25 protein-coding genes are annotated in these 24652 nt (G+C 67.4%); 13 read left to right on the forward strand and 12 right to left on the reverse strand.

The features are described from left to right. Positions 1–10: 10 nt before the first annotated feature. A complete protein-coding gene (locus RTQ83_RS00150) occupies positions 11–3166 on the reverse strand; it encodes an EAL domain-containing protein (RefSeq protein WP_312510478.1) in 3156 nt (1051 codons plus the stop codon). A 219-nt stretch (positions 3167–3385) separates the two neighbouring features. Here RTQ83_RS00150 and RTQ83_RS00155 point away from each other — a divergent pair, with 219 nt between their 5' ends. Further along, positions 3386–3901, forward strand: coding sequence for a DUF1993 domain-containing protein (locus tag RTQ83_RS00155; protein ID WP_312510479.1), 516 nt, complete (start codon positions 3386–3388; stop codon positions 3899–3901). Positions 3902–3943: 42 nt separating this feature from the next. Here RTQ83_RS00155 and RTQ83_RS00160 read toward each other — a convergent pair whose 3' ends face one another. Both RTQ83_RS00160 and RTQ83_RS00165 read right to left on the reverse strand, forming a co-directional pair. Next, positions 3944–4180, reverse strand: coding sequence for a DUF1289 domain-containing protein (locus RTQ83_RS00160; protein WP_312510480.1), 237 nt, complete (start codon positions 4178–4180; stop codon positions 3944–3946). Further along, complete coding sequence (locus RTQ83_RS00165) at positions 4161–4730, reverse strand: DUF1415 domain-containing protein (protein ID WP_312510481.1); 570 nt, start codon at positions 4728–4730, stop codon at positions 4161–4163. Before RTQ83_RS00165 ends, RTQ83_RS00160 begins: the two co-directional genes overlap by 20 nt. Positions 4731–5095: 365 nt before the next feature. On the opposite strand from RTQ83_RS00165, the gene RTQ83_RS00170 reads away from it, so the two are divergent. The 4 genes from RTQ83_RS00170 (at position 5096) to selD (ending at position 10613) form a co-directional block, all read left to right on the forward strand. Next, the gene (locus RTQ83_RS00170; RefSeq protein WP_312510482.1) at positions 5096–6430 is read left to right on the forward strand and encodes a transglycosylase SLT domain-containing protein; all 1335 of its coding nucleotides are present in this window, start codon (positions 5096–5098) and stop codon (positions 6428–6430) included. A 419-nt stretch (positions 6431–6849) separates the two neighbouring features. Further along, positions 6850–8472, forward strand: a complete 1623-nt coding sequence (locus RTQ83_RS00175) for a DEAD/DEAH box helicase (protein WP_312510484.1) — start codon at positions 6850–6852, stop codon at positions 8470–8472. Between the two features lie 100 nt (positions 8473–8572). After that, positions 8573–9535, forward strand: a complete 963-nt coding sequence (gene senB / locus RTQ83_RS00180; RefSeq protein ID WP_312510485.1) for a selenoneine biosynthesis selenosugar synthase SenB — start codon at positions 8573–8575, stop codon at positions 9533–9535. 22 nt (positions 9536–9557) lie between these two features. Beyond that, the gene (gene selD, locus RTQ83_RS00185) at positions 9558–10613 is read left to right on the forward strand and encodes a selenide, water dikinase SelD (RefSeq protein WP_312510486.1); all 1056 of its coding nucleotides are present in this window, start codon (positions 9558–9560) and stop codon (positions 10611–10613) included. A 27-nt stretch (positions 10614–10640) separates the two neighbouring features. Here the strand turns inward: selD and RTQ83_RS00190 are convergent, their stop codons facing one another. The 5 genes from RTQ83_RS00190 to egtD form a co-directional block, all read right to left on the reverse strand. Next, positions 10641–11321: a glycoside hydrolase domain-containing protein gene (locus tag RTQ83_RS00190; RefSeq protein ID WP_312510488.1), complete on the reverse strand. Its 681-nt coding sequence runs from the start codon at positions 11319–11321 to the stop codon at positions 10641–10643. Positions 11322–11328: 7 nt separating this feature from the next. Continuing rightward, positions 11329–11499 carry a hypothetical protein gene (locus RTQ83_RS00195; protein ID WP_312510489.1) on the reverse strand — a complete coding sequence of 57 codons (171 nt, stop codon included), beginning with the start codon at positions 11497–11499 and terminating at the stop codon, positions 11329–11331. Positions 11500–11647: 148 nt separating this feature from the next. Further along, a complete protein-coding gene (locus RTQ83_RS00200; RefSeq protein WP_312510490.1) occupies positions 11648–12592 on the reverse strand; it encodes a YihY/virulence factor BrkB family protein in 945 nt (314 codons plus the stop codon). Further along, on the reverse strand, positions 12589–13815 hold the full coding sequence (gene egtB, locus RTQ83_RS00205) for an ergothioneine biosynthesis protein EgtB (protein WP_312510491.1): 1227 nt from the start codon (positions 13813–13815) through the stop codon (positions 12589–12591). Before egtB ends, RTQ83_RS00200 begins: the two co-directional genes overlap by 4 nt. Continuing rightward, the gene (egtD, locus tag RTQ83_RS00210; protein ID WP_312510492.1) at positions 13812–14792 is read right to left on the reverse strand and encodes an L-histidine N(alpha)-methyltransferase; all 981 of its coding nucleotides are present in this window, start codon (positions 14790–14792) and stop codon (positions 13812–13814) included. Before egtD ends, egtB begins: the two co-directional genes overlap by 4 nt. 172 nt (positions 14793–14964) lie before the next feature. Here egtD and RTQ83_RS00215 point away from each other — a divergent pair, with 172 nt between their 5' ends. The 6 genes from RTQ83_RS00215 to RTQ83_RS00240 all read left to right on the forward strand — a co-directional run bounded on the left by RTQ83_RS00215 (position 14965) and on the right by RTQ83_RS00240 (position 19463). Then, positions 14965–15846 carry a putative selenate ABC transporter substrate-binding protein gene (locus RTQ83_RS00215; RefSeq protein WP_312510493.1) on the forward strand — a complete coding sequence of 294 codons (882 nt, stop codon included), beginning with the start codon at positions 14965–14967 and terminating at the stop codon, positions 15844–15846. 19 nt (positions 15847–15865) lie between these two features. Next, the gene (locus tag RTQ83_RS00220; protein ID WP_312510495.1) at positions 15866–16681 is read left to right on the forward strand and encodes an ATP-binding cassette domain-containing protein; all 816 of its coding nucleotides are present in this window, start codon (positions 15866–15868) and stop codon (positions 16679–16681) included. A 22-nt stretch (positions 16682–16703) separates the two neighbouring features. Next, positions 16704–17528: an ABC transporter permease gene (locus RTQ83_RS00225; RefSeq protein ID WP_312510497.1), complete on the forward strand. Its 825-nt coding sequence runs from the start codon at positions 16704–16706 to the stop codon at positions 17526–17528. Next, entirely contained in the window at positions 17525–18325 is an 801-nt protein-coding gene (phnE, locus tag RTQ83_RS00230; protein WP_312510498.1) for a phosphonate ABC transporter, permease protein PhnE, read from the forward strand. The genes RTQ83_RS00225 and phnE overlap by 4 nt, the downstream gene beginning before the upstream one ends. Positions 18326–18353: 28 nt before the next feature. Continuing rightward, positions 18354–18998 (forward strand): ABC transporter ATP-binding protein, encoded by a 645-nt coding sequence (locus RTQ83_RS00235; protein ID WP_312510499.1) that lies wholly within the window; start codon positions 18354–18356, stop codon positions 18996–18998. A gap of 174 nt (positions 18999–19172) precedes the next feature. Next, positions 19173–19463, forward strand: a complete 291-nt coding sequence (locus tag RTQ83_RS00240) for a hypothetical protein (protein WP_290418956.1) — start codon at positions 19173–19175, stop codon at positions 19461–19463. Positions 19464–19476: 13 nt separating this feature from the next. Here the strand turns inward: RTQ83_RS00240 and RTQ83_RS00245 are convergent, their stop codons facing one another. Beyond that, complete coding sequence (locus tag RTQ83_RS00245) at positions 19477–20115, reverse strand: hypothetical protein (RefSeq protein ID WP_312510500.1); 639 nt, start codon at positions 20113–20115, stop codon at positions 19477–19479. A 227-nt stretch (positions 20116–20342) separates the two neighbouring features. On the opposite strand from RTQ83_RS00245, the gene RTQ83_RS00250 reads away from it, so the two are divergent. Further along, a complete protein-coding gene (locus RTQ83_RS00250) occupies positions 20343–21425 on the forward strand; it encodes an AI-2E family transporter (protein ID WP_312510501.1) in 1083 nt (360 codons plus the stop codon). Here RTQ83_RS00250 and RTQ83_RS00255 read toward each other — a convergent pair. The 3 genes from RTQ83_RS00255 to RTQ83_RS00265 all read right to left on the reverse strand — a co-directional run bounded on the left by RTQ83_RS00255 (position 21399) and on the right by RTQ83_RS00265 (position 23626). Beyond that, complete coding sequence (locus RTQ83_RS00255) at positions 21399–21563, reverse strand: hypothetical protein (protein ID WP_312510502.1); 165 nt, start codon at positions 21561–21563, stop codon at positions 21399–21401. The genes RTQ83_RS00250 and RTQ83_RS00255 overlap by 27 nt on opposite strands. Then, entirely contained in the window at positions 21521–22354 is an 834-nt protein-coding gene (locus RTQ83_RS00260; protein WP_312510504.1) for a hypothetical protein, read from the reverse strand. Before RTQ83_RS00260 ends, RTQ83_RS00255 begins: the two co-directional genes overlap by 43 nt. 84 nt (positions 22355–22438) lie before the next feature. Further along, the gene (locus RTQ83_RS00265; RefSeq protein WP_312510506.1) at positions 22439–23626 is read right to left on the reverse strand and encodes a GGDEF domain-containing protein; all 1188 of its coding nucleotides are present in this window, start codon (positions 23624–23626) and stop codon (positions 22439–22441) included. Between the two features lie 175 nt (positions 23627–23801). Between RTQ83_RS00265 and RTQ83_RS00270 the strand changes: the two genes are divergently transcribed. Next, positions 23802–24587 carry a fused MFS/spermidine synthase gene (locus RTQ83_RS00270; protein WP_312510507.1) on the forward strand — a complete coding sequence of 262 codons (786 nt, stop codon included), beginning with the start codon at positions 23802–23804 and terminating at the stop codon, positions 24585–24587. Positions 24588–24652: the final 65 nt, after the last annotated feature.

Raw genomic sequence — 24652 nt, forward strand, 5'->3', positions numbered from 1 at the left:
GCTGTCCAGGCTACGCTTTCGACACTTCCTTTGCGCCCCACTGTACCAGCACGTCTTCCGGCGCCAGTGGCTTGCCATACAAATACCCCTGCGCCCGATTACAGCCATGGCGCAGCAGGAATTCTGCCTGGTCCTCGCGCTCGACACCCTCCGCGATCACCGACAGATTCATGCTCTTACCCAGCTGGATGATGGCGATCGCGATCGCCTCGTCGTCCGGATCCTGCGGGATGTCCTTGATGAAGCTGCGGTCGATCTTGAGGGTCTGCACTGGCAGCTGCTTCAGGTAGGCCAGCGACGAATAGCCGGTGCCGAAGTCGTCGATCGCCAGGCCGACGCCGATCGCGTGCAGGTCGTTGATGTACTGTAGCGCGTCGCCGGTGTTCATGATCACCGATTCGGTCACTTCCAATTGCAGCCGCCCCGGCGCCAGCCCGGCCGCGCTCAGTGTCGATGCCACGCTGGCCGCAACACCGCCGCGCTCGAACTGGCGCACCGACAGGTTGACCGCCATCTTCGGCACCACCAGTCCTTCCGCCTCCCAAGCCACCATCTGGCGGCAGGCTTCTTCCAGCACCCATTGCCCGAGCGGAGCGATGAAGCCCGTGTCCTCGGCCAGCGGAATGAAGCGGTCCGGCGTCACCAGTCCGAGTTCGGGATGGCGCCAGCGCACCAGCGCCTCGACCCCGATCAGGCGGCCGCTGTCGATCTCGACCTGCGGCTGGTAGACCAGGAAGATCTCGTGCTTTTCGATCGAGCGGCGCAGCATCGCTTCCAGGCGCAGCCGCTCGACGCCCTCGCCGCTCATCGACGGCGCGTAGAACTGGTAGCCGTTGCGCCCGCGCGCCTTGGCCTGGTACATGGCGACGTCGGCGTTGCGGATCAACAGGTGCATGTCCTGGCCGTCCTGCGGGAACAGCGCGATGCCGACGCTGCCGGTGACGAACAGCTCGTAGCCGGAGACGGTGAACGGCTGTTCGAACATCGCCACCAGCTTGGCCGCAACAATCGCCGCCCCGGTGGCGCCGTCGATATCCTCCAGCAGCACGATGAATTCGTCGCCGCCCAGGCGCGCCAGGGTGTCGCCTTCGCGCAGGCAGCCGGCCAGCTGAGTCGCGGCCTGCTTGAGCAGCTCGTCGCCGACGTGGTGGCCGAGCGTGTCGTTGACGTTCTTGAAGCGATCGAGGTCGATGAACAGCACCGCCAGCTGTTCGCCGCTGCGCGCGGCGCGCACCAGCGCGTGCTGTAGCCGGTCCTGGTACAGCAGGCGGTTCGGCAGCGACGTGAGGGAATCGTGGTGCGCCAGGTGGTCGAGCTGGGCCTGCGATTCCTTGGCGCGGGTGATGTCGCTGAACACGCACACATAATGGCTGACGGCGGCGCCGGCATCGGCGCGCACCGCAGATACGGTCAGCCATTCGAGATAGGCTTCGCCGTCCTTGCGCGTGTCCCAGATCTCGCCCTGCCAGAAGCCGGTATCGTCCAGCTCGCGCCACAGTGCGGCGTAGAAGCCTTCGTCATTGCGGGTGCCGCGCGTCAGGGTCGACTGCAGGCCGACGGCTTCGTGCTCGGCATAGCCGGTGATGGCAGTGAAGGCCGGGTTGACGGCGATGATCCGGCCTTCGATATCGAGCACCATCACGCCGTCGGCGATGTGCTCGAGCACCGTGGCCGACAGGCGCAGCCTTTCCTCGGCCTGCTTGCGTTCGCTGATGTCGGCGAACACCCAGATGCTGCCATCGTCGGGCCGCGCCGGATCGAGCGCGCAGCCGCTGACCGCGCACCAGAAGGTGCTGCCGTCGGCGCGGCGCCCCTGGCACTCGGTGCCCATGTCGGCGCTGACGTTGCCGCCTCCGCTCATGCGCGGGTACATCACCTCGGCCAGGTGCCCGTAGGCGGCGCGGTCCGGATACAGGACCTCGGTCGAGGCGCCGTCGAGCATGCCCTCGGCGTAGCCGAACAGCTCTTCGGCGCGCCGGTTGCTTGATACGATACGGCGCTGGCGCACGAACAGCACGCCGAACATCACGTTGTCGAGGATCGCGCCCTGTTCGGTCAGCAGCGCCTCGATGCGCATTTCATTGTGTTTGCGCTCGCTGATGTCGTACAGGATGCCGTCCACCCGCAGCCGCTCTTCGCCGGCCACGCCCTGCGGCTGGCCGTTTTCCAGCACCCAGCGCTCGATGCCGTGGGCGTCGACGATGCGGTATTCGATCTCGTAGGCGCGCCCGCCCAGCACCGCGTCCTTGGCCAGCTTGCGGTAGTGGCGCCGGTCTTCCGGGTGCACGATGTCGGCCCAGTCTTCGGTGGTGGCGCGCATGAAGCGCGCGGCCGGATAGCCGGTGATGGCTTCGATGGCGTCGCTGACGAATTCCACCTCGGCGCCGGCGCGCACCCGGAACACCGCGCCCGGCACCTGGGTCACGATGGTGCGGAATCGCTCCTCGCGCCGCGCGACGTCGGCGAACAGGTCGCGGATCGCCAGGCGCATGCGCTCCATCTGCTCGCCCAGGCGCCCCAGCTCGTCGTGCGCCGACACCGCCAGCGGGGTGTCGAAGTCGCCACGCGCCAGGCGGTCGGAGAACCGCATCAGGCCGCGCAGCGGCGCCAGCAGGCGGCGCCGGATCAAAAGCGCAATCAGCAGCAACGACACCGCCGCCTGCAGCACGAGTACCAGCGCGTAGCGGCGCTGCTTGGCGCCCAGCTCCTGCTGGCTGCGGTAGTCGTCCATTGCCAGCATCACGCTGCCGATGCGTTCGCCGCGCACGGTCAGGACGCGCTCGGTGCGCACAATTTCGCCCAGCGGGCGCGCCTTCGAACGCAGGTCGAGTGCACGCGCGCCGGCCGGGTCGCGCACCTCGACCTGCACCACCGACGGGTCGCGCAGCATCGAATCGAGCAGCGGACGGGCGGCGTCCATGTTCATATTCCACAACGCGTCCTGCAGCCCCAGCGCCAGGATGTCGGCATTGCGCCGCAGCGACTCGTCCAGCGCGTCGCGGGCGGCGGCGCGCTCCTGCACCCCGACCAGCAGGTAGCTGCCGACCAGTGCCGGCAATGCCAGCGCGCCGAAAACCGCCAGCAGCAAGGCGCCGTAGATCGAACGTCCATACAGTTTGCGCAGACGGGACGGCATGGTACGGGCGGCGAAGCGGGCGATCGGCATGAAGTGGGCGGGCCTGGCAGGTCGGGTTCAGTTGATGCAGTCTGGATGGGGGATTATGCCCATACGATTGCTTTACGTCATTAAAATAGTAACCAACAATATCCGACAAGAATACCGGCACAGTCGTCGAGGCGGCGCCACGTCACCCGGCCGGCCCGCCGCGCACGCAAAATGGATATGATGGAATGTGACGATCGAGCTCTACAAAAGGAGAAATGCATGAGCAACACGTATGACCTGTACACCGCCTCGGTGCCCGTATTCCGCCAGCTGCTGGGCAGCCTGGCCGCGGTACTGGAGCAAAGCGAAGCCTGGGCGCTGGAGCGCCGCATCGAGCCGGACGCGCTGCTGCAGGCGCGCCTGTATCCGGACATGTTCCCGCTGGCGCGCCAGATCCAGATCGCGACCGATTTCGCCAAGGGCACCACCGCGCGCCTGGCAGGCAGCGAGCCGCCGCGCTACGAGGATGGCGAACGCACCTTCACCGAGCTGCAGCAGCGCATCACCAAGACCCTCGGCTTCATCGACAGCGTGGCGCGCGCCGACATCGAAGCCGGCGTCAGCCGTCCGATCACCCACGGCAGCGGCGAACGCGCACGCCACTTCGACAGCGGCCAGGTGTACCTGACCCACTTCGCGCTGCCGAACTTCTATTTTCACGTGACGACCGCATACGCGATCCTGCGCCACAACGGGGCGCCGATCGGCAAGAAAGACTTTATCGGGTCGTATTGAAACAGAAGGGATTGCGGGCCAGGCCCGCAATGTCGCGCAGATTCAGGTGTTGCGGCGCGGGTAGCCCTGGGCCAGGATGCGCTGCCATACCACTTCTTTCTGCTCGGCGTTCATCGAGACCCAGTTCGCCACTTCGGCCACGGTGCGCCCGCAGCCGCGGCAGACTTCGTCGAAGGTGGTCGAGCACACCGCCACGCACGGCGTGTCGGGGCGCACCGGCAGGTCGGTCAGGGCGCAGCGCTGCGGCCCATCCTTGCCGTCAGCGCGCGGGGCCGACATCGAGCTTGTCCCAGCCGTCGTGGCCGAGCCTTTCCATGGTGTCGATATTTTTCTCGAAGATGTCGGCCGCGTCCGGGAATGCTTCCACCGCGCGCGCGATGCTGTCTTCGCGCAGCAGGTGCAGGATCGGGTACGGCGCGCGGTTGGTGTAGTTCGAGATGTCGTTGACGTCGGTGTCGGCGAACTGGTAGTCCGGGTGGAAGCTGGCCACCTGCAGTTCGCCGTCGAGCTGCATGTCCTCGACGGCGGCGTCGGCCACGTCCAGGAATTCGTTGTAGTCCTCGAAGTCGGTCAGGACGAAAGGATGGATCAGCAGCGTGGTGTCGACCGCTTCAGCGGGCGTATCGGACAGGCGCTGCAGCTCGTCCATCAACGTTTCCAGCAGCGCTTCGGGGGTGGTGGCGTTGGAGACGACGTAGCGTACCTGTTCCTTGACGTACACCGATTTGGCAAACGGACACAGGTTCAGGCCGATGACGGCGCGCTCCAGCCACTGGCGGGTGGCGGCGACGATCGCATCGTCGTCGGCGTTCATGTTGGCAGTGCTCATGGAATGACTTTCTTGAATGCGCTTCGCGAGCGCGGACAGCAAACCCCGGATTGTACGCACTCTTTGCGCACGCTCATAGGTAACCCTCCCGCCCGGCATAAAGTGGAACCCAGACAGCCGCGTCCGGCAATCATCCTTGCAGCCGGCGCACATGGCATATCGGTTTGACAATCCCAAGCGGGACATTACGGCAATTCTCATGATCATGCTGGCATCGCTGCGCTTCATGATGCCAACGGATGCGATTACCTCGCGGAATTAAATTGTAACGGCGGCGACATAATTCTTGACGCGCTCGACCGTTGATCCGTACACTGCCCCCTTGTCCTCGGTCCGTTCGTTCCTGAACGCAACATTGGAAAGCTATGCACCATACGACCCGCACCACCGCCGCGTTGGCAGTTCTGGCACTTCTGGGCACCGCGCCCCTGAGCCACGCCATGGACACCGCCCCGCTGACGGCCGTTCAGGCCACGATCCAGACCCAGACTCTCCAGACCACCCGCTCGGCCGCCCAGGCACCACTCAAGGCGGATCCCCTCAAGGTCGATGAATATCGCGAAACCGACGTCTGGGGCCGCATCCGCAGCGGCTACGCCATTCCCGACCTGAACAACGCGCTGGTCACCCGCCATGCCCAGGCCTACGCCAATCACCCCGGCAACCTGGCCCGCATCTCCGGCCGCGCCTCCCCCTACCTGTACCACGTGGTCTCGGAACTCGAAAAGCGCGGCATGCCGACCGAACTGGCGCTGCTGCCGGTGATCGAATCGGCGTTCAACCCGCAGGCGATGTCGAGCGCGAACGCCGCCGGCTTGTGGCAGTTCGTGCCAGGCACTGGCAAGGATTTCGACCTCAAGCAGAACATGTTCAAGGACGAGCGCCGCGGCGTGCTGGCCTCGACCGACGCCGCATTGACCTATCTGCAGCGCCTGTACACCATGTTCGGCGACTGGCAGCTGGCGCTGGCGGCGTATAACTGGGGCGAAGGCAATGTCCAGCGCGCCATCAAGAAAAACCAGGAACTGGGCAAACCGACCGACTTCGACAGCCTGGCCGACCTGATGCCGGCCGAGACCCGTAACTACGTGCCGAAGCTGCAAGCGGTCAAGAACGTGGTGGCCAATCCTTCGCAGTTCGGCATCACCCTGCCGGCGATCGACAACCAGCCCTACTTCACCACGATCGACAAGACCAGCGACATGGACCTGACCGTCGCCGCCCAGCTGGCGGAAATGTCTCTCGACGAATTCAAGGCGCTGAATCCGCAGTTCAAGAAGCCGGTGATCACCGGTTCCGAGACCAAGATCCTGCTGCCGAAGGAAAACGCCGAGAAGTTCCACCTGAACCTGGCGTCGTGGGGCCACGCGCTGTCGAGCTGGACCACGCACAAGATCACCAGCGCGCGCGTCAGTATCGCGTCGCTGGCATCGAAATTCGGCACCACGCCGGAAATCATCCGCCAGGCCAACAATATCCCCGCCAAGACGCAGCTCAAGGCCGGCTCGACCATCCTGGTGCCGAAGACCTCGGCTTCCAGCCACAGCGACATCGCCGAGAACATCATCGAGAACGCCGTGGTCGCATTCGAAGCCGAACGCAGCAGCGCCAAGCGCAGCTCGCGCTTCAAGGCGAAAGCAGACGCCGGCAAGAGCAAGCGCATCGCGCGCAACACCTCGTCCCAGCGCAAGCACCGCTGATCGCAGCCGCGCTGCCTTGGCAGTGATGCAGGCGCCACCGGACTTTCCGGGCGGCGCCTGTGGCGTTTTGGACGGCCGCGTGCACACTGTACAAAAAACCTGTATAGTACGGTTTGTGCGCTGCGTCATCCCGGTCAATCGAGGCCGCCAACAGCAGTGTACGACATACATACAGCGTTTTCGCTGAGGCAGTACCCCAGTAGTAATTAGCAGCTACGCAAACCCAGGCAGCTCGTTCCTGAGCGCCTCCAAAAAGCCCTCCGCCTTCAGGTGTCAGCAACCAGACACCATCCCGGCGCAAAGCTTTTGTGCCGAAATTTCTTTCAATACTGAGTCATTTCGTTTGTCGGTTCGCGTTGCATTTTTTACGTTCGCGCCCTTCGTGCGAGCGTGCATGATTTATTCCGAAAGTAATAACAATGAGTTTTGAAGCACTAGGCCTCCACGCGTCCATCGTCAAGGCAGTCGCCGCCGCCGGCTACACCGCCCCGACCCCGGTCCAGGCGCAAGCCATCCCAGCCGCCATCGCAGGCCGCGATCTGCTGGTGTCGTCGCAGACCGGTTCGGGCAAGACCGCAGCCTTCATGCTGCCGGCCCTGCATCAGCTGGCCAATATCGAACCGGCCCCGGCCGGCAAAACCCCTGCGCAGGAAGCGCAGGCCGCCCGCGCCCGTGGCGAGCGCGTCCGTTTCAAGCCAGCCCAGCCGAAGATGCTGGTGCTGACCCCGACCCGCGAACTGGCCCTGCAGGTCACCAGCGCCACCGACCAGTACACCACCGAGATGCGCCGCCTGCGTTGCGTGTCGATCCTGGGCGGCATGCCGTACCCGAAGCAGATGCAACTGCTGGCCAAGAATCCTGAAATCCTGGTCGCTACCCCGGGCCGCCTGATCGACCACATGGAGTCGGGCAAGATCGACTTCTCGCAGCTGCAGATCCTGGTGCTGGACGAAGCCGACCGCATGCTGGACATGGGCTTCATCGACGACATCGAAAAGATCGTCGCCGCCACCCCGACCACCCGCCAGACCATGCTGTTCTCGGCCACGCTGGATGGCGTCGTCGGCAACATGGCGCGCCGCATCACCACCGATCCGCTGACGATCCAGATCGCCAGCGCCACCAACCGCCACGAGAACATCGTGCAGAAGGTGCACTTCGTGGACGACCTGTCGCACAAGAACCGCCTGCTCGACCACCTGCTGCGCGACGAGTCGCTGGACCAGGCCGTGGTGTTCACTGCCACCAAGCGCGACGCCGACATGATCGCCGACCGCCTGAACATCGCCGGCTTCGCCGCTGCCGCACTGCATGGCGACATGCACCAGGGCGCGCGCAACCGCACCCTGGACAGCCTGCGCCGCGGTAGCGTCAAGGTGCTGGTGGCAACCGACGTCGCCGCGCGCGGCATCGACGTGCCGAACATCACCCACGTGGTGAACTACGACCTGCCGAAGTTCCCGGAAGACTACGTGCACCGCATCGGCCGTACCGGCCGCGCCGGCCGCAACGGCACCGCGATCTCGCTGGTGAACCACGCCGAAGGCATGAACATGCGCCGCATCGAGCGCTTCACCCGCCAGCCGATCCCGGTCGGCGTGGTCGAAGGCTTCGAGCCGAAGCGCAGTGCGCCGACCTCGCGCGCCGGCGCCCGTCCGGGCTGGAAGCCAGGCGATGGCCGCAATGCAGCCAAGCCGGGCCAGCGCAGCTTCAGCAAGCCTGGCTCGGGCAGCCCGCGTGAAGGCGGCGGCTACGGCGACCGCGCACCGCGCGAAGCGTACGCACCGCGTCCATACGGTGACCGCGCTCCGAGCGAAAGCCGTTACGCCGACCGTGGTCCGCGCGACAGCGCACCGCGCGAAGGCGGCTACCAGGGCCAGCGCAGCGGCGGTTACGCCGACCGCGCCCCGCGTGAAGGCGGCGGCTATGCCGGCCGTCCGGCAGCGGACCGCGCACCGCGCGACGGTCAGCGCCGCGAGGGTGGCTACAAGGGCGCGCACCCGCGCTCGATGGAAGGCTCGCGCCGCACCTTCGGCGAGTAAATCCGCTTCGGCGTGATACGGAAACGGCTGCTTCGGCAGCCGTTTTTTTTGGCCGCTATAATCCCTACCCTGTCCGCATAGCCACCATCCCCTCCCCGCAATGCCGCGTCCCCGCATCCTGATCGTCAGCCCCGCCTCCGCCCGCGACAACAACGGCAACTGGCAAAGCGCCAGCCGCTGGGCGCGTTTCCTGCGCGCGGACTGCCGGGTCGACATCGCGTCCGGCTGGTTCGGCGAAGACGCCGCGCCCGACCTGCTGGTCGCGCTGCACGCGCGCCGTTCGGCGGCGGCGCTGGCGGTGTTCAAAGCCGCGCATCCGCAGCGCCCTGCCGTGCTGGTACTGACCGGGACCGACGTCTATCGGGACATCGAGCACGATGCGTCGGCGCGCACCTCGCTCGAACTGGCCGACGCCATCGTGGTGCTGCAGGACGATGCGCTGGAGCGCTTGCCGGCGCACGTCCGCGACAAAGCGACTGTCATCCACCAGTCGGCACCACCACTGGCGCCTTATGCCGGACCAACGCGCCGGGTGCGCGAGATCTGCATGATCGGCCACCTGCGCCCGGAAAAAGATCCGCTGACCTTCATGCGCGCCGCAAGCCTGATCGACATGCCCGGCCTGCACCTGACCCACGTCGGCGGCGTGCTCGATCCGGCGCTGGGCCAGGCCGCCGAGGAAGAGGCGCGCACCAATCCTCGCTACCGCTGGCTGGGCGCCTTGCCGCGCAGCCGCACGCGCCAGATCCTCAAGCGCAGCGACGCGATGGCGATCGCCTCGCTGATGGAAGGCGGCGCGAATGTGATCATCGAAGCCGTCACCTGCGGCGTGCCGGTGCTGGCCTCCGATATCGGCGGCAACGTCGGCATGCTCGGCCGCGACTATGCCGGCTATTTCACGGCGGGCGATGCGCATGGACTGGCGCGCCTGGCCGAACGCAGCGTGCGCGATCCCGCCTTCCACGCCCTGCTGCAGCGCCAGTGCGCGGCGCGCGCGCCACTATTCGCCCCGAGCCGGGAGCAAGCGCTGCTGCGCGACTTGGTGGATAATCTTCTGCGTTGAATATCACTTACCGGAAAACCCTATGAGCACCAGCGACCAACCGATCAAACTCACCTCGTTCTCCCACGGCGGCGGCTGCGGCTGCAAGATCGCGCCCGGCGTGCTGGCCGAGATCCTGAAATCGTCGACCGGCTTCCCGCTGCCGAAAGAGCTGATGGTCGGCATCGAGACCGCCGACGACGCCGCGGTCTACAAGCTCAACGACGAGCAGGCGCTGATCGCCACCACCGATTTCTTCATGCCGATCGTCGACGATCCGTTCGACTTCGGCCGCATCGCCGCCACCAACGCGATTTCGGACGTGTACGCGATGGGCGGCACCCCGATCATGGCGCTGGCCCTGGTCGGCATGCCGGTCAACAAGCTGCCGCTCGAGACGATCGGCCAGATCATCCGCGGCGGCGAGTCGATCTGCGCCGAAGCCGGGATCCCGATCGCCGGCGGCCATACCATCGATTCGGTCGAACCGATCTATGGCCTGGTGGTGATGGGCCTGGTGCATCCGTCGAAGGTCAAGCGCAACGCCGATGCCAAAGCCGGCGACGTGCTGGTGCTCGGTAAGCCGCTGGGCGTGGGGGTGCTGTCGGCCGCGCTCAAGAAGGACGTGCTGGGCCGGGAAGGCTACGACGCCATGATCGCCAACACAACCAAGCTGAACAAGCCGGGCCGGCTGCTGGCCGAGATGGCCGGCGTGCACGCGCTGACCGACGTCACCGGCTTTGGCCTCCTGGGCCACCTGCTGGAACTGGCGCGCGGCGCGCAACTGTCGGCGCAGCTGGACATGCACGCAATCCCTCTGCTGCCGGGCGTGCTGCAGCTGGCGCACGACGGCTACTTCACCGGTGCCTCGGGCCGCAACTGGGATGCCTACGGCAAGGACGTGGCGCTGGACAGCGCCATCACCCCGGCCCAGCGCCACCTGCTGACCGATCCGCAGACCTCGGGCGGCCTGCTGGTGTCGTGCGACCCGGCGTCGGTGGACGAGGTGCTGGCGCTCTTCGCGCGCGAAGGTTTCGGCGACGCCGCCGTGATCGGCCGCATGGATGCCGGCGCGGCCGGCGTCACGGTCAAGGCCTGACGGCCGGCGCGGGCGCGGCCGCCGGCATCAGCCCTTGTGCTCCAGCTCGCGGCGCAGCGGCGCCGGCGCATCATGCGCGCCGAGCTGGAACAGCCCCGGATCGCGTCCCGGATTGCCGATGTCCGGCATGATTTCGACCATCCCGCCGTCGAGCGCGATACGGGTCGCCATCCATTGCAGCAGGTCGTAGCGCATCGCATACGCGTAACTCTGGGTGCCGGCGAAACCGCGCGCCTGCGACAGCCAGCTCAGCGTGGCCAGGCCGCGATCGAGCATCGCGCCGCAGCAGCGGCCCGAGCCATGCACGCCGACACGGTAGCCGGCCGGACCGCCCAGGGTGGCGCGGATGCCCATGAAATACGCGGCGATCGGGCCGTCGACTTCGTCGCGCGTGGCATCGTGCCCGACCGCGATATAGATCGCGCTGCCCGCCGGCTGGCCCACCGCACGCGCGCAGCGCAGCGCGTCGGCGCCGTCGAGCAAGCCCTGCTGGCGGGTGAAGTAGCCGGCATGGGTAGCGCCGTGCTCCCACAGCGCGCCGATGCGCAACCCGGCGTCGGACAGCTGGCGCGCCTCCAGCGGGCTCAGATTGCGGCCCGGGTCGCGGCTATAGCTGCGTATCACGAAATCGTAGCCGCGCCGGCGCAGCACCGGCGCATGCCGGCCCATGTCGAGCGGCGTGTCGAATCCCTTCAGCGTGCCCATCATTTCCCCCTCAGGCCCGGTCGGCGCCGGGATGCAGCGCGTGCTCGTCGGCCGGATGGCGCACCGTGACCGGCCGCCGCAGCGCCAGCAGCAGCGGCGCCACCACCAGCAACAGCAGCAATACCGCCACCAGCGCCAGCGCAACCGGCAATGGGAATACGACAGCGAGATCTTGGCTCATGACATCTCCCGGTCAGTTACATGGCGCGCTAGATTGGTTTCGCGCAAGACCGTACTGTGCCACCGCCTCAAACCGGTTAATTTGACCGGCCGCAATCCGGTCGCCGGGTGCCGGCCCGGCGTTGCAGCGGCGCCGCGTTCAGCCGCGTTCAGCCATGTTGCGCCAGCGGCGGCACCCCGGTGTCCGTCGGCGGCACGCCGGCACCGGCCTGCCCGACCCGCTCGTATTCGGCGATCACCTGGGCCCCGAGCAGCAGCAGCGTGGCCGCGATCTCGAGGCTGAACATGACCACGATGGCGGTGGTCATCGAGCCGTACACCAGGTTCACCTGCGACAGGGTCGAGAAATACCAGACCAGCACGTGGCGCGCCAGTTCCCACAGCAGGGCCGCGGTGACGCCGCCGATGGTGGCGTGCCACAGCGACAGGCGCCCGACCGGCATCACCAGGTAGATCGAGGTCAGCACCAGGATCTCGCCGACCAGCCCCAGCAGATACAGCAGCGCGCCCGAGACGCCGCCCAGCGACCAGTGATAGTTAAACAGCCACACGCTCTCGGTGCCCATCACCTGCAGCGCGCCCGCCACTAGGGTCACGATCATGATCCCGAAGCCGAGCGCCACGATGTAGCAGTACGGCAGCAGCGCCGACACCGCGAAGTGGCGCCGCCGCACCGCCACCCGGTGCACGAAGATCACGCTCATCGCGTTTTCCAGCACCGTGAACGCGAGCGAACTGAAGAACAGCATGGTGACCGCCAGCACCCAGGTGATCAATTGGCGGTCCTCCAGGAAAGTGGCGACCTCGGTGACGATCGGGCGCGACTGGCCTGGCACCAGCAGTTCGAGGTAGCGGCGCAGCGTGTCGAGCAGCTCGGCCTGGTCGATGAAGTGCGACAGCACCACCACTACCAGCATCAGGAACGGCACGATCGACAGCAGCGCGTAATAGGCGACGGCGCCGGCCAGCAGCAGGCCCTGGTTGGCGCGGAAGCCCTTGATCACCTGCAGTGCGAACGCCAGCGGGTGCGACAGGATGTAGAGGTTGGCGCGCTGGTCCAGCAGGCGCGCGCGCCAGTCACGCCGGCGGCTCATCTTGCCAGCCGGATGCCGCTGAATTGCCAGCGCGCGCCGGACGGGAAGAAGTTGCGATAGCTCGCACGCGCGTGGCCATCCGGCGTAGCGCAGGACGAGCCGCGCAGAACGTACTGGTTGACCATGAACTTGCCGTTGTATTCGCCGATGGCGCCCGGCGCCGGGGCATAGCCCGGATACGGCGCGTAGCTGCTGCTGGTCCACTGCCAGCAGGCGCCGAACATCTGCTGCAGGCCGTGGCCGTTGGCGGCGGCCGGATGGTGCGCCGGCTTGCCGCCCAGGCTGGCCTGACGCGCGGCGAATTCCCATTCCGCCTCGGTCGGCAGGCGCGCCCCGGCCCAGCGCGCATAGGCGTCGGCCTCGTACAGCGAAACATGGGTCACCGGGCGCTCGCGGTCGAGCGGACGCGCGCCGTGCAGGGTGAATTCGTGCCAGCCGCCCCCGTCCTCGAACCAGTACAGCGGATGAACGATCTCGCCTGCGCAGACCTTGTCCCAGCCCTCGGCCAGCCACAGCGCCGGATCGCGGTAGCCACCGGCCTCGATGAAGGCGAGATACTCGCCGTTGGTCACCAGGCGCGAGGCCAGCGCGAACGGCGCCACGTAGGTGCGGTGGCGCGGCAGTTCGTTGTCGAAGCAGAAGCCGCGCCCGTTGTAGCCGATCTCGGCCAGTCCGCCGTCGAAGTCCAGCCACGCCAGGGCCGGCGCCGGCGCGCCGTCGATAAGCGCGTCATGGGCATACGCGGGATACAGCGGATTGCACGACAGCAGGTGCTTGATGTCGGTGAGCATCAGCTCCTGGTGCTGCTGCTCGTGCTGCAGGCCGAGCTCGACCAGCGCGGCCAGCGTTTCGTCCACCGCGTGGCCGAGCAGCAGCGCCATGCGCCGGTCGACGTCGGCGCGGTACGCCTTGACCTCGTCCAGCGAGGGCCGCGTGAGCAGCCCGCGCTGCGGCCGCGGATGCTTGGCGCCGACGCCGTTGTAATAGGAATTGAACAGCACCCGGAAGGCGCTATGGAAAGGCGTGAAGCCCTCCTCGCGCGGCTCGAGGATGAAGGTTTCGAAGAACCAGGTGGTGTGCGCCAGGTGCCACTTGATCGGGCTGGCGTCCGGCATCGACTGGGCGCAGCAATCCTCGTTCGACAGGGACGCGGCCAGCTGCAGCGAACGGGCGCGCACCGCGCCGAAGCGGCGCTGCAGGCTGTCGTCGCGCAGCATGTTCATTGCGCAATCGCCTGGGCGTGGATCACGGCGAACGGGCACTGCGGATCGGTCCAGATCCGCGTCGCTTCGAAGCCCGAGCGCTCCAGCAGCTTGACGGCGTCGGCCTGCTGGTACTTGTAGCTGTTCTCGGTGTGGATGCAGTCGCCCGCCTCGAAACGGCGCGCCCCGCCCGGCCAGCGCACTTCCTGGTCGCGCACGGCTTCCAGGTGCATCTCGACGCGGCTGCGCGCGGCGTTGTAGAAGCCGTGATGGCGCCAGGCGCGGATGTCGAAGTCGGCGCCCAGCAGCGTGTTCACGTGGCGCAGGATGTTCAGGTTGAAGGCGGCGGTCACGCCCAACGCGTCGTCGTAAGCGGCGTCGAGCACGGCCTTGTCCTTGGCCAGGTCGATGCCGATCAGGATGCCGCCGTCGTTGCCGCACTGCGCGCGCAGGCGGCGCAGGAAAGCTTCGGCTTCGTCCGGCGTGAAGTTGCCGATCGACGAACCGGGATAGAAGAAGAGGCGGCGCGCTGCGCGTACCTGCTGCGGCAATGCGAACTGCTGCGAGAAGTCCATGCCCAGCGCTTCCATCGCGATCTGCGGGAAACGCTGGCGCAGGCGGCCCAGGGCGTCGTGCAGGAATTCGCTCGAGATGTCGATCGCCACATACTGTGCCGGCTGCAGCAGCGGGAACAGCGAAGCCGCCTTGGCGCAGTTGCCGGCGCCGAGGTCGATCAGGGTCGCGCCCTTGCCCGCCACGCGCGCGATCTCGGCGCCGTGGCGCTCGAAGATGGCCGCCTCGGTGCGGGTCGGATAGTATTCGGGCAGCTCGCAGATGGCTTCGAACAGCTTGGAGCCGAGCGAATCGTAGAGGAACTTGGGCGAAATCCAGGCTTCGACAGCGCCGAGCGAAGCGTGCAGCTCATCGGCCACGTGGGCATTGCCGTGCGATGCGGATACACCGGCGGGCGTCATTTCGGATGTACAGGAGGTCAGCATAAGGTTTATCATTCGTGCCGCCACACCGCACCATGCGAGATGGCCAGGCCAGGCGCCTGATTCTGTTGCCGTTTTTGCTATCATAGCGGATTAGCGCGAAACGCCGCTTTCGCTTCGCTTCAAGCGTGCACGCCCCAGCAATGCCCGTTTTCAACTTTTTCTAAGAGCCCCCATGACCCAGTCCTTCCGCCGCCAAATCCTCAAGCACCTGATCGCCGCCGCCGTCGGCACCTTGACGATCGCAGGCGCCGCCCACGCGCAATCGAGCGCCGGCGTGCTGCGCGTCTCGGCCATCCCCGACGAAGCCCCGACCGAACTGCAGCGCAAGTTCAAGCCGCTGGGCGAGTACCTGGCCAAGCAGACCGGACTGAAGGTCGAGTTCACCCCGGTGACCGACTACGCCGCTTCGGTGGAAGGCCTGATCAACCGCAAGATCGACATGGTCTGGTTTGGCGGCTTCACCTTCGTCCAGGCCAATGTGCGAAGCAAGGGCCAGGTCACCCCGCTGGTACAGCGCGCCGAAGACGAAAAATTCCGTTCGGTGTTCGTCACCACCTCGCCATCGATCAACAAGCTGGAAGACCTGAAGGGCAAGACCCTGGCGTTCGGTTCGGAATCGTCGACCTCGGGCCACCTGATGCCGCGCTCGTTCCTGCTGCAGGCCAAGATCAATCCTGACACCGACCTCAAGCGCATCGCCTTCTCGGGCGCGCACGACGCCACCGTGGCGGCCGTGGCCGGCGGCAAGGTCGATGCCGGCGCGCTGAACATCTCGGTCTGGGAAAAGCTGGTCGAAGGCAAGAAGGTCGATCCGAAGCAGGTGCGCGTGTTCTACACCACCCCGGGCTACTTCGACTACAACTGGACCGTGCGCAGCGACATGGACCCGGCGCTGAAGAAGAAGATTACCGATGCCTTCCTGGCGCTGGACGAATCGACCCCGCAGGGCAAGGAAATCCTGGAACTGCAGCGCGCCACCAGGTTCGTGCCGACCAAGACCGCCAATTACGGCGCGATCGAAGCCGCCGCACGCAACGCCGGCCTGCTGAAGTAATTACCGGCTGAAGCGCCCGATGCCGACCTACCGCCTGCGCCAGCTGACCGTGCGTCATTTGACGGGCAGCCGCGCACCCGCGCTGCATGCGCTCGATCTCGACGTCAAGGCCGGCGAGCAGGTGGCACTCATTGGTCCATCGGGCGCCGGCAAGACCACGCTGCTGGCGACACTGGCCTGCGCCCATCGCCCGGCCGCGGGCAGTCTGGAAGTGTTCGGGCGCGATCCCTGGGTCCTGCCCCAGGGCCAGCGCCACCGCCTGCGCAGCCACCTGTTCCTGGCGCCGCAGACGCCGCCGCTGCCGCCGCGCCAGCGCGTGGTGACGGCGGTGCTGGCCGCGCGCCTGCCGCACTGGAGCCTGTGGCAGGCGATCGCTTCGCTGATCCGCCCCCAGGATCCCGATGCAGCCCACGCGGCCCTGGCGCGCTTCGGCCTGGGCGACAAGCTGTATGCGCGCGTCGACCGCCTGTCGGGCGGCGAGCGCCAGCGCTGCGGCCTGGCACGCCTATTGTTATCCTATGCCGAGGCACTGCTGGTGGACGAGCCGATTTCCGCCCTCGACCCGGCACTGGCGCGCCACACGCTGGCCACGCTGCGCCAGGAAGCGGCCAGGCGCAATGCGACGCTGATCTGCAGCCTGCACCAGGTCGAACTGGCGCGCGAAGGATTCGGGCGCCTGATCGGCCTGCGCGACGGCCGCATCGTGTTCGACGCGCCGCGCGAACAGGTGACCGACGCCATGATCGCCGACCTGTACGCCAACGAAACGGTGCAGCCGCAGCCCGAGGTCCTGCACGATTCGCCCGAGCGGATCGCGGTCGGCGCCTGCTTCTGATCTGCGCCGCCCTGTTTTACCGATGACGAAAGTCCTGCATCCCGATCCGGCCTGGCGCACGCGCGTCACCGCAGCCGTCGTGTTCCTGCTGCTGCTGTACCCGATGCTGGTGGCGAGCGAATTCAAGCCGTGGACGCTGTTCGACGCCCAGAGCCTGCGCGCCGCCTGGATGTTCCTGCGCGACTTCCTCACCCCGTCGATCGAACCCGAATTCCTGGCGATGGTGCTGCGCGAGACCTGGCAGACCGTCGCCATCGCCAGCGCCGGCCTCACCTTGGCCTTGCTGGCCGCGATTCCCGCCACCTTCGTCATCAGCGAACGGCTGTCGATCTCGCGCCTGGGCACCGGCCGCATGCATCCATTGGCGGCCGGCGTGCGCCAGCTGCTGCGCTGGGTGCTGGTGGTGCTGCGCTCGGTGCCCGAGCTGGTGTGGGCGCTGCTGTTCGTGCGCATCGTCGGCCTGGGGCCGACCGCCGGCGTGCTGGCGATCGCCCTGTCGTACAGCGGCATGCTGGCCAAGGTGTATGCCGAGATTCTCGAGTCGGGCGACGCCCACGCCACCGACGTCCTGCTGGCCAATGGCGGCGGACGCCTGCCGGCGCTGCTGTACGGCGCCCTGCCCGAGTCGAGCGCCGAACTGGTGTCGTACACCGTGTACCGCTGGGAGTGCGCGATCCGCGGCTCGGCGGTGATGGGCTTCGTCGGCGCCGGCGGCCTGGGCCAGCGCCTGGATGAGTCGACCAGGATGATGGCCGGCGGCGAAGTGGCCACCATGCTGATCATGTTCGTGCTGCTGGTGGCCGCGGCCGACCTGGTGTCGAAATTCCTGCGCGGCAGGCTCGGATGACGCGGCCGGTGAGCACGATACCCGCGCCGCCGCGCCGCTCCCTCGGCACCTGGCTGCTGTTGACCGGCATCGTGGCGCTGGTGGTGGCCAGCTTCGCCTCGCTGCCGCTGGCCTGGAGCGCCTTTTTCACCGCCGAAGCGGTGACCTCGGCGCGCGAATTCCTGGAAGGTTTCGCGCCGCCCGAGACGGGCCCCGCCTTCCTGCAAAAGACGCTGGGCGCGCTGGGCGAAACACTGGCGATGTCGGCGCTCGGCACCCTGCTGGCGGCTGTCCTCGGCCTGCCGCTGGCGCTGGCCGGCGCCGGCCGCATGGGCCGCGTGGCGCGCGCCGCGGTGCGCCTGGTACTGAACGTGCTGCGTTCGATTCCGGAACTGGTGTGGGCTGCGGTGCTGCTGGTGCTGGCCGGCCTGGGGCCGATGGCCGGCACGCTGGCCCTGGCCGCGCACACCGCCGGCGTGCTCGGTCGCCTGTTCGCCGATGCGCTGGAAAACGTCGAGCCACTGGCCGAGCAGAGCCTGCGCACCAATGGCGCGCGGCCGCTGGCGGCCTTCCTGTACGCTACCCTGCCGCAGGCGCTGCCGCAGATGCTGTCGTACACGCTGTACCGCTGGGAGAACAATATCCGCGCCGCCGCCGTGCTGGGCGTGGTCGGCGCCGGTGGCCTGGGCCAGATGCTGAAGTACCACCTGTCGCTGTTCCAGATGCCGAGCGCGGCGACGGTGGTGATCGCGATGCTGGTGCTGGTGGCACTGGTCGACGCGGTCAGCTATGCGCTGCGGCGCGCGCTCACCCGATGACCCCACTGACTTGATCTCACAGGACCGGATGCTCGAACTCGACCAGCTCACCAAGATTTACGGCGGCCGCCGCGTGCTGTCGCAGCTGTCGCATGTGTTCCAGCCGGGCGAGTTCGTCGCCATCATGGGCGAATCCGGGGTCGGCAAGTCGACCCTGCTGAACCTGATCGCGGGCCTGGACGCGCCCGACAGCGGGCGGGTGCTGGTCGACGGCGTGCCGATGTCGGCGCTCGACGACGATGCCGCCACCCGCCTGCGCCGCACCCGCATGGGCTTCATCTTCCAGGCATTCCACGTGCTGCCGCACCTGACGCTGCGCCAGAACGTCGCGCTGCCGCTGCTGCTCAATGGCGATGCCGGCACACGCGCTGACGCCATGCTCGCTGCGGTCGGCCTGCAGGGGCGCGGCGGCGACTTCCCGCGCCAGCTGTCGGGCGGCGAACTGCAGCGGGTGGCCATTGCACGCGCCCTGGTGCACCGCCCGGCCCTGCTGCTGGCCGATGAACCGACCGGCAACCTCGACCCCGACACTGCCGACGGCATCCTGCAGCTGCTGCGCGCCGAAACCCGCCAGCATGGCGCCGGCGCGATCATGGTCACCCACTCCCACGCCGCGGCCGCTATGGCCGACAAAGTTCTTCTACTCACTAATTCCGGATTGAAATTAGCGTAAATTCCCAGAAGAAACGCTCATTTAGCACGGATTTAGTTAAATAACCCTAATCGTGCGCAACACAGTCGTAGTAATATCACAACGACCGCCACGGATAAGCCAACACAACAGGCGGGTATTCTCCAGAACAGTCGATCTGTCTTGAATTCATGCATTATTTTTGGAGAATTCAACATGAGCGTACGACAGAAAAAACAGGAAATGCTCGAGGCGATGCATCGCGCCCGCGCACTGGAGCCCTCGAGTTTCGTGCCCAACAAACTGCTCGACACGCTGATCGAGCGCATGCAGCTGAAGAACGATGCCGAGCTGTGCCGCGTGCTGGAAGTGCAGCCGCCGATCATCAGCAAGATCCGGCACCGCAAGCTGAACGTCGGCGCCACTATCCTGCTGCGGATGCACGAGAAGTCGAACATCCCGATCCGCGAACTGAAGGAACTGACCAGCGCCTCGGCGATTCACTAGTCAGCACCGCGAGTCAGGATTGCGCCGGCGGCCGTCCGGTCTTGAGCTGGGGCAGCGCCGCCAGCACGGCCTGCAGGGTAGGAACATCGAGCTGGCCCAGCAGGGCCACGCCGATGCGCAGCAGTTCGCTCTTCTTGACGTCCACACCGGCGCGCAGACAAGCCGCCTTCACGTCGGCCAGCACCGCATACTCCCCTTCCGGCATGGTAAAACTGTCGCGTACCAGCACCGGACGCGCGTCCTGCACCGGAGCGCGTTGCGCCGCGGCGGCCGGCGCCTTGCGGCCGGCGCGCTTGGCGGCCGGCTGTGGAGCGGCCTGCGCGGTCAGCGTGCGCGCGGCGCTCCTGGCGACGGCGGCGACGCCGCTCTTGCCCGGGGCGGCGGATTTCGCCGCGGGCTTGGCTGCGGGTTTGGCCACGACTTTCGCTGCGCTGCCGGAGGCCGGCTTCGCAGCGGGCTTGGCACCCGCCCTGGCGCCGGTCTTTACGCCGGCCTTGGCCGAACTCGTGGTCGCGGGACCGGCCGGCGCCTTGGCTGCTGCCTTGACCACCGGTTTCGGTGCGGGTTTGGTTGCGGTCTTGGCGGCACTGGCTGCCGCGCGCGGCGCGCGGGCTGTCTTGGCCGGCTCTGCTGCGGCAATCTTGCGGGGCATCTGCAACTCCGTCGTGAAAATGGCGAACAATATAAACGATTTGCACGGTCCATGCACACACCGTTCCCGCATTCTGCCCGTCTTCCGTTTTTACGAAGTAATTCTTCCGCAAACTCCTCTTTTATAGGAATGCGTCTTGAATTATTCTTCGAAAGGAACAACTCTGCTGTAAACTCCTGCGGCGCGTTCGAGCGCGCAACCATTTTAGGAAAGAAGAACGGGCTGGCATGCGCAAGAATGTTCAACTGATTTTGCCGTTGCTGTTCGCAGCCGCGCTGGCCCTGCTGCTGCAGCATTTCCTCGGTTCGATCGCCTGGGCCGGCCTGCTGGCGGTGATCACCTGGCCGCTGCACGCGCGCCTGGTGGCGCGCGGCTGGCCGCCGCTGGCCAGCGCCAGCTTCATGCTGGTCCTGCTGATCGTCAGCTTCGTCGGCCCTTCGGTGCTGCTGTTCCATACCCTGAGCTACGAGCTGGCCGCGCTGCAGCGCATGCTGGTCACCTTCAACGAAACCGGGGTGCCGGTGCCGGCCTGGCTGGCCGGGCTGCCGATGGTGGCCGAACCGGCCGTCAAATGGTGGGAAGAGCACCTGGCGGTGCCGGGCGGCCTGAATGCCCTGATCCGCACCACGGTGGGCGACTTCATGCCGCACCTGACCGACGCCGCGCGCGTCTGGGGCTCGACCATCCTGGCCAATGCCCTGTACCTGTTCCTGACCCTGCTGACGCTGTTCGTGCTGTACCTGCACGGCCCGGCGGTGATGCATTACCTGGACCGCGCCGGCGCGCGCCTGTTGCCGCGCCAGTACGCCAAGCTGCGCCGCGTGCTGCCGCTGTCGGTACGCGGCACCGCGCTCGGCCTGGGTTCGATCGCGGTGCTGGAAGGGATCGTGCTGGGCATTGCCTACTGGATCGCCGGTGCGCCGGCGCCGGCCCTGCTGGGTGTGATCACCGGCTACATGGCCCTGATCCCGGGCGGCGCGCCGCTGTCGTTCACGATGGTGTCGCTGCTGCTGTTCGGCCAGGGCCATTCGGCCGAGGCGCTGGGCCTGTTCACCTGGGGCGCGGTGGAGCTGTTCCTGGTCGATAAATTCATCCGCCCGAAGCTGATCGGCCATGCGGTCAATCTGCCGTTCCTGGCGGTGTTGTTCGGCCTGCTGGGCGGCGTGTCCACCCTGGGCGTGATCGGCCTGTTCGTCGGCCCGCTGATGATGGCGATCCTGTTTGGCTGGCTGCGCGACGGTCAGCCGCAGCTGGTGCCGCTGGTCGTAGCACCGGTGATCCCGTCAGACGACGCCAAGCGGATCGACTGACGCGGCAAGCGCCGTGCGCCGGTGCAGGTCCCACAGCGCGCCGACGCGCAGGCCGGCGTGCACCGGCGCCACCTCGGCGATATCGAGTTCCTCCATCAGGGCGACCAGGATCGCCAGCCCGCCCGGCAGGTGCGACACGCGCGCCGCCGGTTCCCACGCCAGGCGCAGCGCGCCACATGGCCGCTGGCCACGAACGCCCGCCGCAGCCGCGCCAGTGCGGGCCGGGTCAGGCGCGCATCCTCGCCTTCTTCCTGCCGTACGATCTCGGCCAGCGCACGCACCGTGCCGCAGGCGCCGTAGGCCAGCGGCCAGCCTGGCGCCCCGAGTGCGGCCTCGGCAAAGCGGCTACGGCTCGAACGCACCGCGGCCTCGAAACTGATCTCGTCGATGCGGCCGCCGGGGAAGAAGGTCAGGCTCTTGCGCACCGCGCCGACGGCAAAGGTTTCGATGCGGCGAATCTCCGCGCCCTGCCCCGCGACCAGTTCGGTGGCGCCGCTGCCGATGTCGAGCACCAGGCGCGGCGCCGCATCGCCGGCGTCGAGCGTGCTGGCCACGCCCAGGTAGACCAGGCGCCCGGCCTCGTCGCCGGCGATGATCTCGACCGGACGCCCGAGCGCCTGGCCGGCCGCCGGCAGGAACAGCGACGCATTGCGCGCCATGCGCAGCGCGCTGGTGGCCACCACCCGCGTGGCGTGCGGCTGCCAGGCGTCGAGCGCGGCGCGAAATTGAGCCAGGCAGGCCAGCGCGCGCCGCATCGCGGACGGGCACAACATGCCGTCTTCGTCGATGCTGGCGGCCAGGCGTACCGGCTCGGTCATGCTGGCGACCAGCTGCAGGCAGCCGCTTTCAAAGCGCCCGACGTGCAGGCGGAAGCTGTCGGAACCGAGTTCGATGGCGGCGTAGACGGGTGGTTCAACGAATGCAGGCATGGGGGTGAATCTTGCGAAAACTGCACGCAGCATAAGCTCGCTGGATGACTGGCGGATGACAGCAGGCCGCCAGCGCGGCAGCGATCAGACCTCGGCCGGCGCTGCCCCCGCCTGGGCCACGCGGTTGCGGCCTTCCTTCTTGGCCCGCAGCAGCGCCTCGTCGGCGCGCCCGAACAGCGTGGTGGTGCTGTCCTCGGGGCGGATGGTGGTGACGCCGAAGCTGGCCGTCATCTTGATCAGGGCGCGCTCGCTCTTGACCGGAGTGGCCTCGATCGCGGCGCGGATGCGCTCGGCCACCAGCGTGGCTTCGTCGAGGTTGGTGCGCGGCAGCAGGATCGCGAACTCGACTCCGACCAGGCGTCCCAGTTGATCGCTGTCGCGCAGCTGGCGCCGGGTCAGTTCGACCACGTGGCGCAGCACGGCGTCGCCGGCCGGGTGGCCGTAGCCGTCGTTGATGCGCTTGAACTGGTCCAGGTCCAGCACCACCAATGCGGTCGGCAGGCCGGGACGGCGCGCCAGCGCCATCCATGGCGCCAAGGTCTGGAAGAAGCCGCGCCGGTTGGGCACGTCGGTCAGCGGATCGACCGTCTCCAGCCGCGCCAGCGCTTCCTGCAGGCGTTCGCGCGCCAGCAGCAGCATGCCGAAACCGTTACCCAGCATCAGCAGATACAGCGCGCCGCTGGAGAGCTGGGCCAGCAGCTCGCTCGACATCCAGCCCCAGCCGCCCTGCAGGAACAGCACCGACAGTCCGCGCGAGGCCACCAGCAGGGCCAGCGCGGCACTGGCCACGGCTAGGAAGCGGCGCAGCAGGCTGGCCTCGGCCCAGCGCCAGGCCAGCGCCACCGAACCCGACAGATAAAAGGCGCCGAGCAGCAGCGAGGCGGCCAGGCCGCGCAAGCCTTCCTCATCGACCAGATAGCACAGGAAGAACGCCAGGATCGCCAGGCTGCCGGCTACCAGGGTCGGACGGCGCCAGCCGGGGCGACGCGCCAGTTCCCACGAGGCGCCGGCTTCGATCGCGACGCCGGCGAACAGCAGCGCGTAACCGCCCGGCACCGCCAGCGGGGCCGGCACCACGCCGGCGTCGCCCAGGGCCAGCAGCAACCAGGCGCCGCCCTGGATCTGTTTCGACAGGCTCCAGACGCTCAGCGCCGCCGGACGGGCCGGGCCGTGGTCAAAAAAAGTCAGCAGTGCGCACAGCGCCAGATTACCAAGGGCCAGTACCACCACCATGGTCGACGCGTCCAGCAGCATAGTCAGTTCAGTATTCATGTTCGACGTTCGAGATGGCCGACCTTGCCGGCTTGGGCGGGTGAATCAACTGGTCGTCGACGCCCGGGCCACTGGGGGTCTGCATCCAAGGAGCCAGCTTATCAGAAAGAGATGCTTTGGAACAAGCAGCGGCAACCGGCGCGGGAGCGTAGCGGCCTCGCTATATACTCTGCGCATGCCCGCCCCGACCACTAATGCCGACCAGTCCGACGCCACTACTACGGATGCGGCGCCGCTGGTACGCACCGTGGGCGACCGCCGCACGCTCGAATTCACGCCCGGCGACATCCAGAGCGAGATGCTGCTGTCGCGCCCGCACGCGCTGGTGCTGGATTACGCGCGCGCCATGATGGGCTTCGCGCTGGTAAACCCGGATCCGCGCCACATCGTCATGGTCGGCCTGGGTGGCGGGTCGCTGGTGAAGTTCTGCCACCGCTGCTTTCCCCGGGCGCGCATCACCGTGCTGGAGGTGCGCGCCGACGTGATCGCCCTGCGCGACGTTTTCCTGGTGCCGCCCGACGACGCGCGCCTGCGCGTGCTGCACGTCGATGCCGCCGATTATCTGGCGCACAACCGCAACGATGCCGACGTGCTGCTGTCCGACGGCTTCGACAGCGCCGGCCTGCCGTCCGCCCTGTCCAGCCGCGCGTTCTACGCCGACTGCCGGCGCGCGCTGCGTCCGGGCGGGATCATGGTGGCGAACATCTTCACCTATGACCCCGACTACGCGGGTGCGCTGCAGCGCCTGAACGATGCATTCGACGGACAGGTTATCTGGCCGCGCGCGGTGGCCGGCAACAACCGCATCCTGTTTGCACGGCGCCCCGGCCCGGCTCCGGAGCGGACCCGGAGAATGTTGACACGGCCCGGCCTGGCGCGGCCCGGCGCCTTCGGCTGGGGCTGGAGCAACCGCCTGCTGGTACGCGCCCTGCTTGTCTGGCTGGCATCGCGCGCTGTCTGAGGCATGCCACAGCGTGCCGCCGGCGCGGCGCGCACGATAGGATTTATTTGCGGCAACCCCTGGTT

The sequence above is a fragment of the Massilia sp. genome (assembly GCF_031995545.1).
In the GTDB taxonomy this organism is placed as follows: Bacteria; Pseudomonadota; Gammaproteobacteria; order Burkholderiales; family Burkholderiaceae_D; genus Telluria.

Bases quoted from the DNA above. Each gene is read 5' to 3' on its own strand.
- egtD (WP_312510492.1), bottom strand. From the start codon at position 14,792: ATGCTGACCTCCTGTACATCCGAAATGACGCCCGCCGGTGTATCCGCA.
- RTQ83_RS00165 (WP_312510481.1), bottom strand. From the start codon at position 4,730: ATGAGCACTGCCAACATGAACGCCGACGACGATGCGATCGTCGCCGCC.
- RTQ83_RS00260 (WP_312510504.1), bottom strand. From the start codon at position 22,354: ATGCCTGCATTCGTTGAACCACCCGTCTACGCCGCCATCGAACTCGGT.
- RTQ83_RS00170 (WP_312510482.1), top strand. From the start codon at position 5,096: ATGCACCATACGACCCGCACCACCGCCGCGTTGGCAGTTCTGGCACTT.
- RTQ83_RS00200 (WP_312510490.1), bottom strand. From the start codon at position 12,592: ATGAGCCGCCGGCGTGACTGGCGCGCGCGCCTGCTGGACCAGCGCGCC.
- egtB (WP_312510491.1), bottom strand. From the start codon at position 13,815: ATGAACATGCTGCGCGACGACAGCCTGCAGCGCCGCTTCGGCGCGGTG.
- RTQ83_RS00160 (WP_312510480.1), bottom strand. From the start codon at position 4,180: ATGTCGGCCCCGCGCGCTGACGGCAAGGATGGGCCGCAGCGCTGCGCC.
- RTQ83_RS00235 (WP_312510499.1), top strand. From the start codon at position 18,354: ATGCTCGAACTCGACCAGCTCACCAAGATTTACGGCGGCCGCCGCGTG.
- RTQ83_RS00190 (WP_312510488.1), bottom strand. From the start codon at position 11,321: ATGATGGGCACGCTGAAGGGATTCGACACGCCGCTCGACATGGGCCGG.
- RTQ83_RS00245 (WP_312510500.1), bottom strand. From the start codon at position 20,115: ATGCCCCGCAAGATTGCCGCAGCAGAGCCGGCCAAGACAGCCCGCGCG.
- RTQ83_RS00195 (WP_312510489.1), bottom strand. From the start codon at position 11,499: ATGAGCCAAGATCTCGCTGTCGTATTCCCATTGCCGGTTGCGCTGGCG.
- RTQ83_RS00250 (WP_312510501.1), top strand. From the start codon at position 20,343: ATGCGCAAGAATGTTCAACTGATTTTGCCGTTGCTGTTCGCAGCCGCG.
- RTQ83_RS00240 (WP_290418956.1), top strand. From the start codon at position 19,173: ATGAGCGTACGACAGAAAAAACAGGAAATGCTCGAGGCGATGCATCGC.
- selD (WP_312510486.1), top strand. From the start codon at position 9,558: ATGAGCACCAGCGACCAACCGATCAAACTCACCTCGTTCTCCCACGGC.
- senB (WP_312510485.1), top strand. From the start codon at position 8,573: ATGCCGCGTCCCCGCATCCTGATCGTCAGCCCCGCCTCCGCCCGCGAC.
- RTQ83_RS00155 (WP_312510479.1), top strand. From the start codon at position 3,386: ATGAGCAACACGTATGACCTGTACACCGCCTCGGTGCCCGTATTCCGC.
- phnE (WP_312510498.1), top strand. From the start codon at position 17,525: ATGACGCGGCCGGTGAGCACGATACCCGCGCCGCCGCGCCGCTCCCTC.
- RTQ83_RS00220 (WP_312510495.1), top strand. From the start codon at position 15,866: ATGCCGACCTACCGCCTGCGCCAGCTGACCGTGCGTCATTTGACGGGC.
- RTQ83_RS00270 (WP_312510507.1), top strand. From the start codon at position 23,802: ATGCCCGCCCCGACCACTAATGCCGACCAGTCCGACGCCACTACTACG.
- RTQ83_RS00175 (WP_312510484.1), top strand. From the start codon at position 6,850: ATGAGTTTTGAAGCACTAGGCCTCCACGCGTCCATCGTCAAGGCAGTC.
- RTQ83_RS00225 (WP_312510497.1), top strand. From the start codon at position 16,704: ATGACGAAAGTCCTGCATCCCGATCCGGCCTGGCGCACGCGCGTCACC.
- RTQ83_RS00150 (WP_312510478.1), bottom strand. From the start codon at position 3,166: ATGCCGATCGCCCGCTTCGCCGCCCGTACCATGCCGTCCCGTCTGCGC.
- RTQ83_RS00265 (WP_312510506.1), bottom strand. From the start codon at position 23,626: ATGAATACTGAACTGACTATGCTGCTGGACGCGTCGACCATGGTGGTG.
- RTQ83_RS00215 (WP_312510493.1), top strand. From the start codon at position 14,965: ATGACCCAGTCCTTCCGCCGCCAAATCCTCAAGCACCTGATCGCCGCC.